The sequence below is a fragment of the Streptomyces sp. NPDC055506 genome, assembly GCF_053643595.1.
Window position 1 is genome coordinate 66,050 of record NZ_JBSHKH010000022.1, and the last position, 15,534, is coordinate 81,583.

Genomic DNA, 15,534 nt, shown 5'->3' on the forward strand with positions numbered 1-15,534 from the left:
TGTGCAGCGGGGGCTCGAGGGCCTGTCCCGGCGGCTTGGCTCACCCTTTGAAAAAAACCGGCTCGTCCGTATCTTAGTCAAACGTCCAAGTCAGAAAGACCGCAGCCAGGCAGCCGATCCTGGGGGTTCTCATGCCGCAGACAGGGCCTTTAAGCGCGCCCACGGACGATCAGACCGGACGCGGGGCCCGTCCGGCAAACAGAACCGTTGCGGCCGTCGAGAACGCGCCACAAGCCGGGCGCGGGCCGCACACCGCCGTCACCACCGGCCTCGCCCACCGCACCACCGCCGCCGACGTCTTCCCCACCCGGTGGCGCCGAATATCCGACGCCCGCTTCCGCTTCACCGCGCACTGGCCGGCCGCCCACCCCTTCTTCGGCCCCGTGGACGACCGCCACCAGGACCCGATGGTCGTGGGCGAAACGTTGCGGCAGGCCTCGATGGTGCTCGCCCACGCCGAGTACGGCGCCCCGGCCGACACCCACTTCGTGATGTGGGACCTGACGGTCTGGGCCGACCCGTACGCGCTCCCGCTGTCGGACGCCGCCGAACCGGTCGAGATCGACGTCGTGTGCTCCGAGGTACGCCGCCGCGGTCGGGGCCTGAGCAGCATGCGGACCACGATGGAGTTCCGACGCGCGGGACGCTTCGTCGCCCGCGGCACCGGCAGCACCGGCTGTACCTCGCCGCTCGCCTACCGCCGTCTGCGCGAGCGGCAGTTGGCTGCCCTGGACACTCCGGTGCCGTTGCTGGAGGGCATCGCGCCCGAGCTGGCCGGCCGCTCCCGCGCCGAGGACGTCGTCCTCGCCCCGGGCGACCGCCCCGGTGTCTGGCTGCTGCGTGTGGACACCCGCCACCCGGTCCTCTTCCCCCGCCCCAACGACCATGTGCCGGGCATGGCCCTGTTCGAGGCGGCCCGCCAGGCAGCGACCGCCGCGACCGGCCGGCACCCCTTCCTGCCCCGCGCGATGACGGCCACGTTCGCCCGGTACGCCGAGCTGCACAGCCCCTGCCGGCTGGAGACCGAGGTGCTCGGCACGGACCCGGAGGAGGCGACCGTACGGGTCTCGGGGCGGCAGGACGGCGAGTCCGTCTTCACCGCGACGCTGACCTCCGCACGGCCCGCCCGGGTACGGTCGCTGTCGTGACGGCCGACCTTCTGATCACGGGCGCGAGCGGCTTCGTCGGCAGCCAGGTGGCCGCCGCAGCCGACCGGCAACCCGGCGTGCGCGTACGGCGGTTGTCCCGGCGGACACCACCCGGCCCCGAATCCGTCCGCGGCGACCTCGCCGACCCGGCCTCACTGCGCGGCGTCTGCGCGGGCACCGACGTCCTGGTGCACTGCGCCACCCGGGTCAGCGGCGACGCCGAGACCCTCGAAGCCGTCAACGACCTGGGCACACGGGCCCTGGTCGAGGAGGCCGTGCGCTCCGGGGTCGGCCGGATCGTGTACGTGAGCACGGCCGCCGTGTACGGCCGGGGCCCCTTCCACGGCGTACACCCCGGGGAGGTGCCGATCGCGCCCGCGTCGGCCACCAGCCGTACCCGGGCCGCCGCCGAACGGCACGTCCTCGACGCGGGCGGCCTGGTGCTGCGGCCGCACCTCGTCTACGGCGAGGGCGACCGCTGGGTCGTCCCCGGACTGGTGTGGCTGCTGGGCGAGTTGTCGGCGACCCTGACCGGCTGCGCGGCGCTCCAGTCGATGATCGACGTCGGCACCCTGGGCCGTGCGGTGGCGGCCGCGGCCCTGTCCCCGGCGCACGGCGGCGGTGTGCACCACGTCAACCACCCCGAGCCCGTCGCGGTTCCGGACCTGCTCGGAGCCGTGAGCGCGCGGTTGGAGGTGCGCGGCGGCGGTGCCCCGGTGGACGTCGCCACCGCCCTGGAACGGGCCGCCGGGACACCGCTCGCCCTCCATCACCTCGGCATGCTCACGGTCGACCACTGGTTCGTGGACGACGCCTTCTGGAAGGACCTCGACTGCTCGCCCGGCGAGGGCTTCGCCGCGGGCTTCACCCGGGCGGCACCCTGGTACCGCTCGTTCCTCGGAGGCCGGACGGCTTCCTGACCGTCTACCCCTCTTCGAGACGGGGGCCGTGCAGCAGCACGGGCAGTTCCTCGTGCCCCGTCGAGATGATGGAGCGCAGCCGATTCGGCGGGCGGGACGGGTCGGCCAGGGCGAGTCGCGGGAAACGGTCGAACAGGGACGTCAGGGCCGCAGTGGCCTCGGCCATGGCCAGCGGCCGGCCCAGGCAGTGGTGCACGCCGTGGCCGAAGGACACATGGTCGCGGCTGGTGGCGCGGGTGATGTCGAACCGCTCGGCGTCCGGGCCGTGCCGCTCGGGGTCGCGTCCGGCACCGGCGAAGGAGACCACGAGCGGATCGCCCTTCGGGATCGTCAGACCCGGCTCGATCTCGATGTCCTCGACGGCGTAGCGCAGGCCCGACATGGCGCCCGGCGCTTCGAGGCGCAGCGACTCCTCCAGGGCGTCCTCCCAGGTCGCCCGGCCGGAGCGGACCAGTTCGAGCTGATCGGGGTGGGCGAGCAGGCTGTGCACGGTGTTGTCGATCAGGTTGACGGTCGTCTCGAAACCCGCGGTGAGCAGCAGGATCAGGTTGTCCATCAACTCCTGTTCGCTGAGGCTGCCTTCGTCGCGGGCGGCGATGAGGGCCGTCGTCAGATCGTCGGCCGGGTGCTCGCGCTTGTCCTGGAGGAACGCGGTGAGGGTGGTGTACAGCTCGACCCCGTTGGCCTGGGCGTCCTCCAGGGAGATCGCCGTGTCGAAGAAGCGGCCGATGATGCGGTGGAGGGCACCGCGCGGACCGTCCTCGCCGGCCGGTACGCCGAAGAGTTCGCACACCACCTCGTGCGGCACCGCGGCCGCGAACGCCGCCCGCAGGTCGACGACTTCACCCTCCGGGATCCGCTCCAGGTCTTCCAGCGCCCGGTCGACGATCTCCTGGACGCGCGGGAGCAGCGCCTCGACGCGCCGCTTGGTGAAGGCGGCGGCCATCGGCTTGCGCAGCCGGCTGTGGTCGGTGCCGTAGGCGGTGACCATGTTGCGCACCGAGACCCAGATCGCGAGCGGCCAGGTGCGGGAGATGTCCCCGTTGATCCAGGCGGGCCAGTGCTGAAAGGCGTCCTTGCTCGTCTCGGGACCGGCCAGGAGCCGCTTGTTCAGCTCAAGACCGTTGATCCACCACGCCCGGACGCCGCCGGGGAGTTCCACTTCGACGGCCGGGCCCTGGTCGCGGATCCGGGATATCTCGCCGTAGAGGTCCTGGCCTGAGGGGTCGATCGTCAGGAAGGGGCAGGCCTGCTGTGCCATGACTCTTCGCTCCTTGGTCCAGAGGGCAGGGGCTGGGGTTGGGGCTGGGGGCTGGGGCTGGGGGCTGGGGCTGAGGGCTGGGGCTGGGGCTGGGGCTGGGGAACCATGGTGCGATTCGGCCATCGAAAAAACTTGGCATCCGGTTTGTTTTGGCCACTGCTTCACAGAGTGTTGGCCATGGAGAGACACGTCTCCGCGTGGTCGGTCTCCACATGGCCCGGGCGGGTCCCCGCCGGATCCAGCGTGCCGACCAGATGCGGCGCGGCCACGCACGGCAGGAGCAGTTGCCACAGGTCGGTCAACGAGGGGCGGGCGAGCCGGACGTGGTCCTCGCGGGCCAGCACCTCGATGCCGGTCGTGGCGGCGAGGACGACGGCGCCGGTGCGGTGCGGCGGCACACCGGCGGCGAGTTCGCCCTCGCGCTCCGCCTCGGCGAGCAGGTCGTCCACGCACTCCCGCCACTCCTGGCGCAGATCACGCACCCGCCCGGCGGCCGCCTCGGCGTTCAGCCGTAACCCCGCCCGCACCACGCTGTCGGCGCACAGCAGCCGAGCGACCTGGTGCGTGACGTCCACGAGGCGCTGCAGGGCGCAGCCGTCGCCGTCACGGCCCCGGGCAGCGGCCCGGCGCAGGGCACGGGCTGCCGCGTGCTCGACGGCCTCGGCGACGGCCGCCTTGTTCGCGAAGTGGAAGTGCAGCGCTCCGGAGCTGACCCCGGCCCCCGCGCTGATCTCCGCCAGGTTGGCCTGGACGTATCCCCGTGCCTCGAACTGACCGGCCGCCGACCGGATCAGCGCGAGACGGGTCCGGACGGCCCGGTCCTGTTTGGTCACCGGTGGCTCCCCTGGAGGGCTCTGATGGCGGCGCAATGAAACCAACTCGCTGGTTTTATACAACGCGCGTACGACACAAGGGCCTTGGGGCGCCTCCTGCCCGCGGACCGGGCGTCCCTGGACCCACGGCCCGGGGACGCCCTAGGCCCGAAGAAACGCCAGCACCGCCAGCACCCGGCGGTGGGTCTCGTCCGCCGGGGGCAGGTCGAGCTTCATGAGGATGCCGGAGATGTGTTTGCCCACGGCCGCTTCGGAGACGACCAGTTCGCGGGCGATCGCGCTGTTGGACCTGCCCTGCGCGATCAGCGCCAGCACCTCACGCTCGCGCGGGGTGAGCCGCTCCAGCGGGTCGCGGCGGCGGCGCAGCAACTGCCGTACGACCTCGGGGTCGACGACCGTGCCGCCGTCGGCCACCTCGCCGAGCGCCTCGACGAACTCCTCGACCTGGCCGACACGGTCCTTCAGCAGATAGCCGACGCCCGTGCCGTCACCGGAGTCCAGCAGCTCGGCGGCGTAACGGCGCTGCACGTACTGGCTGAGAACCAGGACGGGCAGCGTGGGCCGCTCCCGGCGCAGCAGCACGGCCGCGTGCAGGCCCTCGTCCTGGAAGCCGGGCGGCATCCGTACGTCCGTCACGACCACGTCGGGCGTGTGCTCCTCGACCGCCGAGACCAGCGCCTCGGCGTCCCCCACCGCGGCGACGACCTCGTGTCCGCAGCGGCCGAGCAGCCCGACGAGGCCGTCCCGCAGCAGCACGCTGTCCTCGGCCAGGACCACACGCAGCGGCCGGTCGGCTCGCAGCGTCATGGCCGGTCAACTCGCAGGGTCACAGGGGATCTCCACACGCAGCAGGGTCGGTCCGCCGGGCGGGCTGGACAGGGAGAGTCTGCCATCGAGCACCGACACCCGGTCGGCGAGTCCGGTCAGCCCGCTGCCCGCACCGGCCCGCGCACCCCCGCGGCCGTCGTCGCGGACCAGGAGGAACAGCCGGCCGTCGCGGTGCCCGCCGCTCACCTCCGCCCGGCTCGCCCCGCTGTGCCGGCCCACGTTGGCGAGCGCCTCGCACACCACGAAGTAGGCGGCGGCCTCGACCGCCTGGGAGAGCCGCCCGGGCAGCTCCAGATCGACGTCCACGGGCACGGCCGAGCGGTCGGCGGCGTCGGCGACGGCGGCCTCGAGACCGTAGTCGGCGAGGACCTTGGGGTGGATGCCGTGGATGAGCTCGCGCAGTTCCGCCAGGGCCGTGCCCGCCTCCTCGTGGGCCTTGGCGAGCTGGTCGGCCAGCGGGCCCGGCGGCGCGTCGAGCCGGGCCAGGCCGAGCGTCATCGTCAGGGCGACGAGCCGCTGCTGCGCCCCGTCGTGCAAGTCGCGCTCGATACGCCGCCGTTCCGCCTCGAAGGCGTCCACCAACCGCACCCGGGACCGGGCCAGTTCGACCACCCTGGCCCCCAGGTCGGCCTCGCGCGGCGCGATCAGCAGCCGCGTCAGCCCCGCCCGGGCCCCGGCCACGACCCCCAGCAGATAGGCGCCCAGGGCGAGGAGCACCAGCCCGAGCAGGGCGAACCCGAAGGCGGCCGGCCAGGTGGTGACGAGCCACACCTTGAGCACCTTCGCCTCACCGAAGACAGCCAGGAGCACCGGGGTGGCGACCACGGTCAGCGGGCACAGTAGGCCGACGGCGATCGCGAGGGCATCGACCGGCCACAGCAGCCCCGCGAACAGCAGGGCGTGGCCGAACTCCCGCCAAGTGGCCCTCTCCCGCAGCCGGGTCGTCAGCCACGCCCGCAGGCCCGGGGCGCCGGGCGGCTCGTGCGGGTCGGGCGCGGGGTCCGGGTCGACCAGTCGCAGCCGCAGCCGTTCCAGCGCCGCCACCGGGATGCCCGCCAGGACCGTGCACAGGAGCAGCGGCAGCCCCACCAGCGCGAGCGCGAGCACCCCGCCCGCCGCCGCCGACAGCACGATCCCCACGAGCACGACGACGCCCGTCACCGCGCCGGTGAGCAGGTAGCCGGCCGAGCGCCAGGGCCACGCCGACAGCGGATAGCCGGGGCGGGCCAGGGCCTGCCACACGTTCCGAGAGTGCATGGGGATCACCGTAGAAGCCGGTCGGGGACCCGGCCATGGGCTCAGACGGAGGCCGGGGGGTATGCCTGGCCCTACCCCAGGTCTAGGCCCCGCCGCACTGCGCCGGCCCGCCTCCGCGCGATGTCGTTGGAGCCCGGTCAAACGACGTGAGGGAGAGGCATGAACGCCATCCAGCTGGACTCGGTCACCAGGACGTACGGAGCCGTCACCGCGCTCGACGGGGTGACGCTCTCGTTCCCGTACGGGACCTTCACCGCCGTCATGGGCCCCTCCGGCTCCGGCAAGTCCACCCTGCTCCAGTGCGCCGCGGGCCTGGACCGGCCCACCTCCGGCTCGGTCACCGTCGGCGGCACGGAACTGACCGGCCTGAGCGAGCGGCGGCTGACCCTGCTGCGCCGCGAGCGCGTCGGGTTCGTCTTCCAGGCGTTCAACCTGCTGCCCTCGCTGACCGCCGAGCAGAACGTGGCCCTGCCCCTGCGCCTGGCCGGCCGCCGCGTCCCGAGGGCCCGGGTGCGACAGGCACTCCAGCAGGTCGGCCTCGCCGACCGGGCCCGGCACCGGCCGTCCCAGCTCTCCGGCGGCCAGCAGCAACGCGTCGCCCTGGCCCGGGCGTTGATCACCCGCCCCGAGGTGCTGTTCGGCGACGAACCGACCGGTGCGCTGGACACCCGGACCGGCCGTGAGGTGCTGGAGCTGCTGCGCGGCATGGTCGACCGCGAGGGCCAGACGGTCGTCATGGTCACGCACGACCCGGTCGCCGCCGCGTACGCAGACCGCGTGCTCTTCCTCGTCGACGGCCGCGTCCACGGCGAGTTGACCGCCCCCGACGCCGAGACGGTCGCGGCCCGCATGACCCGCCTGGAGGCCGTGCCGTGCGCATGACCCACCCGAAGACCACCGCCATGCCCACGCTTCGCCTCAAGGCTGCCGCCGCGCATCGGCCCCGCCGGAAGGCTGCCGCCGCACCCCCGCCCCGCCCGAAGGCCGCCGCCGCCCGTACGCGCCGCCCAAAGACCACCGCCCGCACAACACCCCACCCGAAGCCCACCGCCGCCCACACAACACCCCACCCGAAGCCCACCACCGCTCACACACCCCGCCCGGAGGCCCTGCCGTGCTGAGCGTCACCCTGCGCTCCCTGCGCACCCGTTGGGTCACTTTCACCGGCAGCTTCGTCGCGCTGTCGCTGGGTGTGGCCCTGCTCACGGTGATGGGACTGGCCCTGGCCTCCTCGGCCGCCGCCCCGGAGCGCGGCCCCGAGCGCTTCGCCGGCGCCCCGGTCGTCGTCAAGGGCCAGGACACCCTGCGCGTACCGACCCCGAACGGCGACCGCACGTCCCGGCTCGCCCACCCGCGTCCGCTGTCCGCAGCGACGGTCGCGGAGGTGCGGAAGCTCGGCCCCGTCGTGGCGGACCGCTCCTTCGCCGTACGCGCCGCCGGCGCCCCCGCCGACCTCGTCGGCCACCCCTGGTCCACCGCCGCGTTCGCCCCCTACGACCTCGCCACCGGCCGCGCGCCCCGCACCGCCGGTGAGGCGGCCGTCACCGGCGACTGGGCCCGCCCCGGCCAGGAACTCGGCACCGACCGGGGCACCGTACGCGTCGTCGGCACCCTGACCTCCCGCGGCTTCGAGAACGCCGTCTTCTTCACCGACGCCCGCGCCGCCGAACTGTCAGCTCCCGTGCACCAGCTGGCGGTCACGGCGGATCCGGCAGCCGTACGGCAGGCCGTGGGCGACGGCGCCCAGGTCCTCACCGGGAACGCGCGCCGCCTCGCCGACGCCGATCCCGACCGGGACAGCGAGGCGCTCACCGCGATGAACTCCCTGTTCGGCACGGCCGGCGGCGTCACCGCCTTCGTGTCGGTCTTCGTCGTGGCGTCGACCTTCGCCTTCGCGGTCGCCCAGCGGCGCCGGGAGTTCGCCCTGCTGCGCACCGCCGGGGCGACCCCGGGCCAGATCCGCCGGACCGTCCTCGTCGAGGCCCTCGCCGTCGGCGCCCTCGCCTCGGCCGCCGGCTGCGCCCTCGGCTCCTACGGGGCACCGCCGCTGGCCGACCGGGTGGCCGCCGAGGGCCTCGCCCCGGCCTGGTTCACCATCGGCGACCACACCTGGCCCTACCACGCGGCCTTCTGGACCGGCCTGTTCGTGGCCCTGTGCGGAGCGACCGCGGCCTCCTGGCGGGCCGGCCGCACCGGCCCCACCGAAGCCCTGCGCGAGGCCTCCGCGGACAGCGGGACCCTGACACCCGGCCGCCTGCTCTTCGGTACGGCCCTGCTCCTGACGTCCGCCGTGACGCTGGCCCTCGCCCTGGCCGGCGCCCCGGGCGACCTCCTCCAGCGCAAGACCTACATCAGCCGCCCGATGCTGCTGATCACCGCGACCGCCCTGCTGGCACCGTTCGTCCTGCGTCCCCTGACCCGGCTGCTGACCTGGCTGCCCGCCCTCCTGCCCGGTGCCGGCGGTCTGCTGGTCCGCGAGAACACCGCCGCCGGGGTACGCCGCACCGCCGCGCTCGCGGCCCCCGTGCTGGTCACGGTCGCCCTCGCGGGTTCCCTGCTCGGCGCCACCGCGACCCTCGACGGGGCGCAGGCCACCGAGGCGAGGGAGCGCACCACCGCGGCCTTCGTCGTCACCCCGGCGGCCGGGACGGCCTTCGACGCCGCCACCCTCCGCAGACTGCGAGCGGTACCGGGGGCAGAGGTGTCACCGACGTCCACGACGGCCGTGCACGTCCTGGAGGACGGCGTGGCCCTCGTCCGCTCCGAGGCCCGCGCCGCGACCCCCGGCCTCCTCGCGGCCACCACGCACCTTCCGCTCACCGCGGGCAGCACGACCGATCTCGACGACGACTCGATCATCGTCAACGAGGAGTGGCAGCGGCACCGGGTCGGCGAGCGGATCCGGGTGTGGCTCGGCGACGGCACACCGCGGACCCTGCGGATCGCCGCGGTGATGGCCACCGGCACCGGCGACAACGGCGTCTACGTCACCCCGCGCAACGCCCCGGGCGCCACGGCCGACCGCGTCGACGTGGCCCTGGCCGACGGCGCGGACCCGGGCACCGTCGCCACCGCCCTGCGCCAGGCGGCCGACCCCGGGAAGGGGCAGGTCCTCACCCGGCAGGAATGGCTCCGCGCCACCGCCCCCGGCACCAACCGCACCACCCGCCTGGGCCTCCTGCTCGTCCTCGGCATCGCCCTCCTTTACACGGGCATCTCCGTGGCCAACACCACCGTCATGGCCACCTCCGACCGGATCCGCGACCTGGCCGTGCTGCGGCTGACCGGCGCCACCAGATGGCAGGTCCTGCGGCTGACCGGCGCCGAGGCCCTGACGGTCGTCACGGCCGGCACCCTCCTCGGCCTCCTGGCCGCCGTCGTCAACCTGGCCGGCATGTGGAGCGCCCTCGCGCTGCTCTCGGTCCGGCCCGCCCTCACCCTCCCGTGGCAGGCCCTCGGTACGACGGCGGCCGCCTGCGCGGTCCTGGCCGTCCTCTCCGCGACACTCCCCGCCGCCGTCGCCCTGCGCCGCCGCCCGGTGGAACTGGCGGGCGTACGGGAGTGACGCGGCGAGCCGCCGGTGGATCTCATCGGCGGCGAGCCACCGGTGGATCTCATCATGAGACCGATAAACCGGAGACCAATAAAATGCGGACCATGCGACGGACCTCGTTCGACACCTGGCCCTGCTCGATCGCCCGCACCGCCGACATCCTGGGCGACGCCTGGACCCTGCTGGTGCTGCGCGAGGTCTTCTACGGCGAGTCCCGCTTCGACGGCTTCATCGGCACGCTCGGCATCGCCCGCAACACCCTCACCGACCGGCTGCGCCGCCTGGAGTCCGAGGGCCTGCTGGAGCGGCGCGCCTACCAGACCGACCCGGTGCGCCACGAGTACCTGCTGACGGACAAGGGCCGCGACTTCTTCGGCGTCCTCGCCGCGATCAACGCCTGGGGCGACCGCTGGCTGGCCGGCGACGAGGGAGCCCCGGTCGTACTGCGCCACACATCCTGCGACCACGACACCGAGGCCCGGGTCGTCTGCTCCTCCTGCGGCGAGCCCCTGCACCACCAGGACCTGACCGCCCGCACCGGCCCCGGCTACCCGCCCCGCCTCCTCGACGACCCCGCTGTCCAGGAGCGTTTCGCCCCGGGACGGACCCTGGGGGATCGCCGGGGCTAGGACTTCGCCCTGACCAGCCCGGCGTCGTAGGCGGTGATCACGGCCTGGATCCGGTCGCGTGCCCCGATCTTGGCGAGGACCCGTCCGACGTGCTTCTTCACCGTGGACTCGCTGAGCACGAGCCGTTCGGCGATCTCCGTGTTGGTCCAGCCCTGCCCGATGGCGACCAGTACCTCGCGTTCGCGGTCGCTGAGGGCCCGGAGCCGGGGGTCCTGGGGTGCGGGGGCATCGGCCGGTGCCAGGACCTGGTGGGCGTAGGCGTCCAGCAGGCGCCGGGTCAGGCGCGGGGCCACGACGGCGTCGCCGGTCGCGACCGCGTGGATGCCGGCGACGAGTTCCTCGGGGCGCGCGTCCTTGAGCAGGAAGCCGCTGGCACCGGCCCGCAGTCCCTCGTAGGCGTACTCGTCCAGGTCGAAGGTGGTCACGATGAGAACGCGGGTGCGGCCGCCGGACGCGACGATGCGGCGGGTGGCCTCGATACCGTCCATGCCGGGCATCCGGACGTCCATGAGGACGACGTCGGGACGGAGCTCGGCGGCCATGCGCACGGCCTCGGCCCCGTGCTCGGCCTCCCCCAAGGGCTCCAGACCCGGCGTGCCCTGCAGGAGCATGCGGACGCCCATGCGCTGCAGGGGCTGGTCATCGGCGACGAGGACGGTGGTCATGGCAGTCGTTCTCCCGGTGGTACGTCGAGCACGACGTCCACGAGCCAGCCGTGGCCGGTGTCGCGCGGTCCGATGATGGCGCTCCCGCCGTACATGGCGGCCCGCTGGCGGATGCCGACCAGGCCGTGGCCGGGGCCGTCGTCCCCCGTCGCCGCCTTCGCCCGCGGGGGTGCGCCCGGCGGTGCGCCCTCGTCGGCGACCCGGACCCGTACCTCGCCCGCCTCGACGGCGAGGGTGACCTCGGCGGACGTGCCGGTCCCGGCGTGCTTGAGGGTGTTGGTCAGCGATTCCTGGACGATGCGGTACACCGTGAGCTGCACTCCGTCGCCCAGCGCGTCGAGGTCGCCCACGGTCCGGTACGTCACCGCCACCCCGGCCGCACGGACCCGGGCGAGCAGGGGGTCGAGATCCTGGATGCCGGGCTGCGGCCCGAGCAGCCGCTCGTCCTCCTGCTCCTCGCGCAGGACGCCCAGCACGCGGCGCAGTTCGCTCATGGCCTGGCGGCCGGTGTCACCGAGGACGCGCAGGGCCTCGGTGGACTGCTCGTTCCGGTGGGCGGCGAGCGTCGCGGCGCCGTCGGCGACCGTGACCATGACCGAGAGGTTGTGGCCGACGATGTCGTGCATCTCGCGGGCGACCCGGGCGCGTTCGGCGGCGGCGGTGAGCCGGACCCGCTGATCGCGCTCGACCTCCAGTCGCCGGGCACGGTCCTCCAGCGCCGCCAGATACATCCGGCGGATCCGCAGGGTCAGTCCGACGGCGATGGCCGCCGTCGCCGTGCCCAGCAGGAAGAACAGGCCGCGCAGCGGGTTCGCGACCTCCACCAGGACGCAGACCGCCACCGTTGTCTCGACGACCGTCACGGCGGCGGCCCAGCCCAGTGCCCGCAACGACCCGTGCAGGGCCAGGGAGTACAAGGCGACGAGCGTGCTGATGCCGGCCTGCTGCCACACCCCGAACGACCACTGGACGAGCGACACGAACGCGATCACGAAGAACGTGACGGCCGGGGCCCTGCGCCGCCACCACAGCGGCACGATGAGGGCGGCGGTGAAGAGGTACAGGACCCCGGACGGCAGCTCACCCCGGTGCACCGCCTCCCCGAAGGGGCCGTGGCTGCGGTCGGCGAGCAGGTCGGGCAGGCTGACCAGCACGACGAACAGCACCACCGCCGTGTCCAGCAGCCACGGATGGCGGCGGTCCAGCCGCTGCCGGTCCTGCCGGCCGCGCCACATCCGCCCCAGGACCGGGTGGGCCAGGCCGGCGTCGAACCCGGAGGCCGGGGACGCCGCCCCCCGGGCGGTGTCCGCGGCGGCCGCCGCGCGTTCCGCGCTCATGGACACCATTGTCCCCGTGCCCTGGTCAGACGTCGGTCCTGCGCAGCCGCAACGCCGCACCGACGAGGGTGATCGCCACCCAGCCGGCGAAGACCGCCAGCCCCGCGCCCGGTGAGAGGGAGCCGGAGGACTCGTGCAGGGCGTAGACGGCGGACCCGGCGTTGCCGGGGAAGTAGGGGCTGAGCGCGTCGTACCAGGAGTCGGGCAGCAGCGAGGCCAGACCGGGCAGCACGAGCAGGATCCCGACGAGGGCCGCGATGGCACCGGCGGAGGAACGGATCAGCACCCCCAGGGCCACGCCGAACACGGCTACCAGGCCCAGATACACACCGGCACCGGCCAGGCTGCGCAGCACACCGTCGTCACCGAGGGAGAGCGCGATCCGCTCGCCGTCCAGGCCGGGAGTGCCCAGCTGGAACGCGGCGAGCGCGCCGAGGGTGGTGAGGATCAGGGCGATGGGCCCGATCACGGCCGCCTTGGACCACAGGACGGGCAGGCGGCGGGGTACCGCGGCGAGGGTCGAGCGGATCATGCCGGTGGAGTACTCGCCCGCGGCCAGCAGTACCCCGAGGACGCCGATCGCGAGCTGCGCGAAGGACACGCCGGTCAGGGCCAGGCCGACCGCGTCGCTGTCGCCTCCGGAGCCGCCCGGGCCGGGCGGCCCGCCGGTCGCGACGGCGTCGGGGCTGTAGGTGTAGCCAGCGATCGCCCCGAAGAGGACGAGCAGGAAGACGGCGACGCCCAGGGTGATCCAGGTGGAGCGCAGCGACCAGAACTTGGCCCATTCCGAGCGCAGTACGCGCAGCCCGGTCACCTTGTACGTCGTCGTGCGGGCAGGGGCGGGGGACAGGCTGGTGACGGTCATCAGGCGGCCTTCCGCTCCGAGCCGGCGGGGTCGGCCGGAGCACTCTGGTACTCCACGACATCCCGGGTGAGGTCCATGAACGCCGCCTCCAGCGAGACGGCCTGCGGCGTGAGTTCGTACAGCGCCACACCGTGCCGCGCGGCGATCGCCCCGATCTCGCGGGCATCGCGCCCGGCGACGAGCAGTTCCTCGGCGGAGGAGGAGCTGATCGTGACGCCCGGTCCGGCCAACAGCGAGCGCAGCCGCACGGCCTCGGCGGTGCAGACCTTCACGCCTCCCCCGCCGGCCTCCCGGGTGAAGTCGTCGACGGTCGTGTCGGCGAGCAGCCGCCCCCGTCCGATGATCACCAGATGGTCGGCGATCAGCGCGGTCTCGCTCATCAGGTGCGAGGACAGCATCACGGCCCGGCCCTCGTCGGCCAGCGAGCGCAGCAGATTGCGCACCCACAGCACGCCCTCGGGGTCCAGGCCGTTGACCGGTTCGTCGAGCATGACGATCGCCGGGTCGCCCAGCAGGGCGGAGGCGATGCCGAGCCGCTGGCCCATGCCGAGCGAGAAGGCCCCGACCCGCTTGCCGGCCACACTGGTCAGTCCCGCCAGCTCGATGACCTCGTCCACCCGGCGGCGCGGAATGCCGTGGGTGTGCGCGAGCACCATCAGATGGCTGCGCGCACTGCGCCCGGGGTGGACGGACTTGGCCTCCAGCAGGGTGCCGATCTCCTGCAGGGGCGCGGCGTGCCTGGCGTACGCCTTGCCGCCCACGGTGACCGAGCCCCTGGTCGGGGAGTCCAGGCCGACGATCATGCGCATCGTCGTGGACTTGCCCGCACCGTTGGGGCCGAGGAACCCGGTCACCTCACCGGGCTTCACGGTGAAGCTCAGCTGGTCGACGACCGTCTTGTCGCCGTAGCGCTTCGTCAGCTCACGCGCTTCGATCATGGGAGTGGGCCTTTCCTGCCTCGTGCTCGGACCGGCCCGCGGACGCGCCGCGGTGTCTGACTTCGAAGCTAGGAGCGCGGCCCGCCCCGGCCCTGGGACCGGAGGCGACTCTTCGGCGCCCGGGTGGTACCGCGGTACCACTCGTGAGATAGCTCACGCGCGAGGCTCGCCATGGGGCCTGACCAGGCTGTGCGATGCCTCACAGGGTTCACGGAAACGAGAAACGGGCCCCTGCCGTGACTTCCGTCACCGGCAGAGACCCGTTTCATCGGTTCTCTCTGTGCGCGAGGGGGGAGTTGAACCCCCACGCCCTTGCGGGCACTGGAACCTGAATCCAGCGCGTCTGCCTATTCCGCCACCCGCGCATTTGGGTGTGTCCTGGGCTCCTGCCCTTGCGGGCCTGGCGCCTTCCGACACCCAGAACATTAGCACGCAGGACGGGGTGGGTTCACATCCCTTCTCCCCGCAGGCAGACCCGCCCCCGAACCTTCGATGCCCTGGCCACGTATCAACACGCACTGCTTCACGTATCAACCTCGTACCGGTACCCCTTGTCTCCCCAGGAGGCGTTCCGGGTCCACAGCCGGGTGCGGGACACTTGGCCACGGCCGCCTCTACGATCCTTGGCAGGGGTACGCGAGGCGGTGACGCGCAGCAGTACCACCGGAGGAGTTCGAAGACGAGCTCCACAGGGAACTTCGTCATGCGTCGACACCCGTCGGCCTGGCCGACAGGGGGAACCAGCCGATCGACCGGCGCGTGGATACGATCAGTAAGCAGTACCAGGCAAGTGGCCCGCAGGGCAGTGCACAGGACGGCAGCCAAGGAGGAGGTGCCCCATGGGAGTCCTGAAGAAGTTCGAGCAGCGTCTCGAAGGTCTGGTCAACGGCACCTTTGCCAAGGTGTTCAAGTCCGAGGTCCAGCCCGTGGAGATCGCGGGAGCGCTCCAGCGCGAGTGCGACAACAACGCCACCATCTGGAACCGCGACCGGACGGTCGTGCCCAACGACTTCATCGTCGAGCTGAGCACGCCGGACTTCGAGCGGCTCAGCCCCTACTCCGGCCAGCTCGGCGACGAGCTCGCCGGCATGGTGCGCGACTACGCCAAGCAGCAGCGCTACACCTTCATGGGCCCGATCAAGGTCCATCTGGAGAAGGCGGACGACCTCGACACCGGCCTGTACCGGGTGCGCAGCCGTACGCTCGCCTCCTCCAGCAGCCAGCAGGACGGCCCGGGAGGCGGCGCCGCCGCGCCCGCCGCCCCGCAGGGCGGACGCGGCGGCGGTGGCTACGGCTACCC

14 protein-coding genes and 1 tRNA gene are annotated in these 15,534 nt (G+C 73.3%); 6 read left to right on the plus strand and 9 right to left on the minus strand.

Going from position 1 to position 15,534, the window contains the following annotated elements; all coding sequences use genetic code 11:
• Window positions 1–131: 131 nt before the first annotated feature.
• Entirely contained in the window at window positions 132–1,148 is a 1,017-nt protein-coding gene (locus ACWIF2_RS11640) for a ScbA/BarX family gamma-butyrolactone biosynthesis protein (RefSeq protein WP_454359971.1), read from the plus strand.
• The gene (locus ACWIF2_RS11645) at window positions 1,145–2,068 is read left to right on the plus strand and encodes an NAD-dependent epimerase/dehydratase family protein (RefSeq protein WP_454359973.1); all 924 of its coding nucleotides are present in this window, start codon (window positions 1,145–1,147) and stop codon (window positions 2,066–2,068) included. The genes ACWIF2_RS11640 and ACWIF2_RS11645 overlap by 4 nt, the downstream gene beginning before the upstream one ends.
• Window positions 2,069–2,072: 4 nt before the next feature.
• On the opposite strand, the gene ACWIF2_RS11650 is transcribed toward ACWIF2_RS11645, so the two are convergent.
• The 4 genes from ACWIF2_RS11650 to ACWIF2_RS11665 all read right to left on the minus strand — a co-directional run bounded on the left by ACWIF2_RS11650 (window position 2,073) and on the right by ACWIF2_RS11665 (window position 6,247).
• Window positions 2,073–3,329: a cytochrome P450 family protein gene (locus ACWIF2_RS11650; protein WP_454359975.1), complete on the minus strand. Its 1,257-nt coding sequence runs from the start codon at window positions 3,327–3,329 to the stop codon at window positions 2,073–2,075.
• Between the two features lie 161 nt (window positions 3,330–3,490).
• On the minus strand, window positions 3,491–4,162 hold the full coding sequence (locus ACWIF2_RS11655; RefSeq protein WP_454359977.1) for a ScbR family autoregulator-binding transcription factor: 672 nt from the start codon (window positions 4,160–4,162) through the stop codon (window positions 3,491–3,493).
• A 141-nt stretch (window positions 4,163–4,303) separates the two neighbouring features.
• The gene (locus tag ACWIF2_RS11660; protein WP_454359979.1) at window positions 4,304–4,969 is read right to left on the minus strand and encodes a response regulator; all 666 of its coding nucleotides are present in this window, start codon (window positions 4,967–4,969) and stop codon (window positions 4,304–4,306) included.
• A gap of 6 nt (window positions 4,970–4,975) precedes the next feature.
• The gene (locus ACWIF2_RS11665; protein ID WP_454359981.1) at window positions 4,976–6,247 is read right to left on the minus strand and encodes a sensor histidine kinase; all 1,272 of its coding nucleotides are present in this window, start codon (window positions 6,245–6,247) and stop codon (window positions 4,976–4,978) included.
• Window positions 6,248–6,406: 159 nt separating this feature from the next.
• Between ACWIF2_RS11665 and ACWIF2_RS11670 the strand changes: the two genes are divergently transcribed.
• The 3 genes from ACWIF2_RS11670 (at window position 6,407) to ACWIF2_RS11680 (ending at window position 10,429) form a co-directional block, all read left to right on the plus strand.
• The gene (locus ACWIF2_RS11670; protein WP_454359983.1) at window positions 6,407–7,129 is read left to right on the plus strand and encodes an ABC transporter ATP-binding protein; all 723 of its coding nucleotides are present in this window, start codon (window positions 6,407–6,409) and stop codon (window positions 7,127–7,129) included.
• 232 nt (window positions 7,130–7,361) lie between these two features.
• Window positions 7,362–9,812, plus strand: coding sequence for an FtsX-like permease family protein (locus tag ACWIF2_RS11675; RefSeq protein WP_454359985.1), 2,451 nt, complete (start codon window positions 7,362–7,364; stop codon window positions 9,810–9,812).
• 92 nt (window positions 9,813–9,904) lie between these two features.
• Window positions 9,905–10,429 (plus strand): winged helix-turn-helix transcriptional regulator, encoded by a 525-nt coding sequence (locus tag ACWIF2_RS11680; protein ID WP_454359987.1) that lies wholly within the window; start codon window positions 9,905–9,907, stop codon window positions 10,427–10,429.
• On the opposite strand, the gene ACWIF2_RS11685 is transcribed toward ACWIF2_RS11680, so the two are convergent.
• From ACWIF2_RS11685 to ACWIF2_RS11705, 5 genes are all read right to left on the minus strand, one after another.
• Entirely contained in the window at window positions 10,426–11,094 is a 669-nt protein-coding gene (locus ACWIF2_RS11685; protein WP_454359989.1) for a response regulator, read from the minus strand. The two genes, ACWIF2_RS11680 and ACWIF2_RS11685, sit on opposite strands and share 4 nt — an antisense overlap.
• The gene (locus ACWIF2_RS11690; protein WP_454359991.1) at window positions 11,091–12,431 is read right to left on the minus strand and encodes a sensor histidine kinase; all 1,341 of its coding nucleotides are present in this window, start codon (window positions 12,429–12,431) and stop codon (window positions 11,091–11,093) included. The genes ACWIF2_RS11685 and ACWIF2_RS11690 overlap by 4 nt, the downstream gene beginning before the upstream one ends.
• Before the next feature lie 25 nt (window positions 12,432–12,456).
• Window positions 12,457–13,296: an ABC transporter permease gene (locus ACWIF2_RS11695; RefSeq protein WP_454359992.1), complete on the minus strand. Its 840-nt coding sequence runs from the start codon at window positions 13,294–13,296 to the stop codon at window positions 12,457–12,459.
• The gene (locus tag ACWIF2_RS11700) at window positions 13,296–14,234 is read right to left on the minus strand and encodes an ABC transporter ATP-binding protein (protein ID WP_454359994.1); all 939 of its coding nucleotides are present in this window, start codon (window positions 14,232–14,234) and stop codon (window positions 13,296–13,298) included. Before ACWIF2_RS11700 ends, ACWIF2_RS11695 begins: the two co-directional genes overlap by 1 nt.
• Window positions 14,235–14,515: 281 nt before the next feature.
• Window positions 14,516–14,599, minus strand: a tRNA-Leu gene (locus ACWIF2_RS11705).
• A gap of 474 nt (window positions 14,600–15,073) precedes the next feature.
• Here ACWIF2_RS11705 and ACWIF2_RS11710 point away from each other — a divergent pair.
• The coding region (locus ACWIF2_RS11710; RefSeq protein WP_454359995.1) for a DUF3662 domain-containing protein at window positions 15,074–15,534 on the plus strand (461 nt) is incomplete at its 3' end.

What these genes read in the sequence shown, in the direction of transcription:
- ACWIF2_RS11690 (WP_454359991.1), bottom strand. Translation starts at nt 12,431, where the DNA reads ATGAGCGCGGAACGCGCGGCGGCCGCCGCGGACACCGCCCGGGGGGCG.
- ACWIF2_RS11665 (WP_454359981.1), bottom strand. Translation starts at nt 6,247, where the DNA reads ATGCACTCTCGGAACGTGTGGCAGGCCCTGGCCCGCCCCGGCTATCCG.
- ACWIF2_RS11685 (WP_454359989.1), bottom strand. Translation starts at nt 11,094, where the DNA reads ATGACCACCGTCCTCGTCGCCGATGACCAGCCCCTGCAGCGCATGGGC.
- ACWIF2_RS11660 (WP_454359979.1), bottom strand. Translation starts at nt 4,969, where the DNA reads ATGACGCTGCGAGCCGACCGGCCGCTGCGTGTGGTCCTGGCCGAGGAC.
- ACWIF2_RS11650 (WP_454359975.1), bottom strand. Translation starts at nt 3,329, where the DNA reads ATGGCACAGCAGGCCTGCCCCTTCCTGACGATCGACCCCTCAGGCCAG.
- ACWIF2_RS11695 (WP_454359992.1), bottom strand. Translation starts at nt 13,296, where the DNA reads ATGACCGTCACCAGCCTGTCCCCCGCCCCTGCCCGCACGACGACGTAC.
- ACWIF2_RS11680 (WP_454359987.1), top strand. Translation starts at nt 9,905, where the DNA reads ATGCGACGGACCTCGTTCGACACCTGGCCCTGCTCGATCGCCCGCACC.
- ACWIF2_RS11670 (WP_454359983.1), top strand. Translation starts at nt 6,407, where the DNA reads ATGAACGCCATCCAGCTGGACTCGGTCACCAGGACGTACGGAGCCGTC.
- ACWIF2_RS11700 (WP_454359994.1), bottom strand. Translation starts at nt 14,234, where the DNA reads ATGATCGAAGCGCGTGAGCTGACGAAGCGCTACGGCGACAAGACGGTC.
- ACWIF2_RS11640 (WP_454359971.1), top strand. Translation starts at nt 132, where the DNA reads ATGCCGCAGACAGGGCCTTTAAGCGCGCCCACGGACGATCAGACCGGA.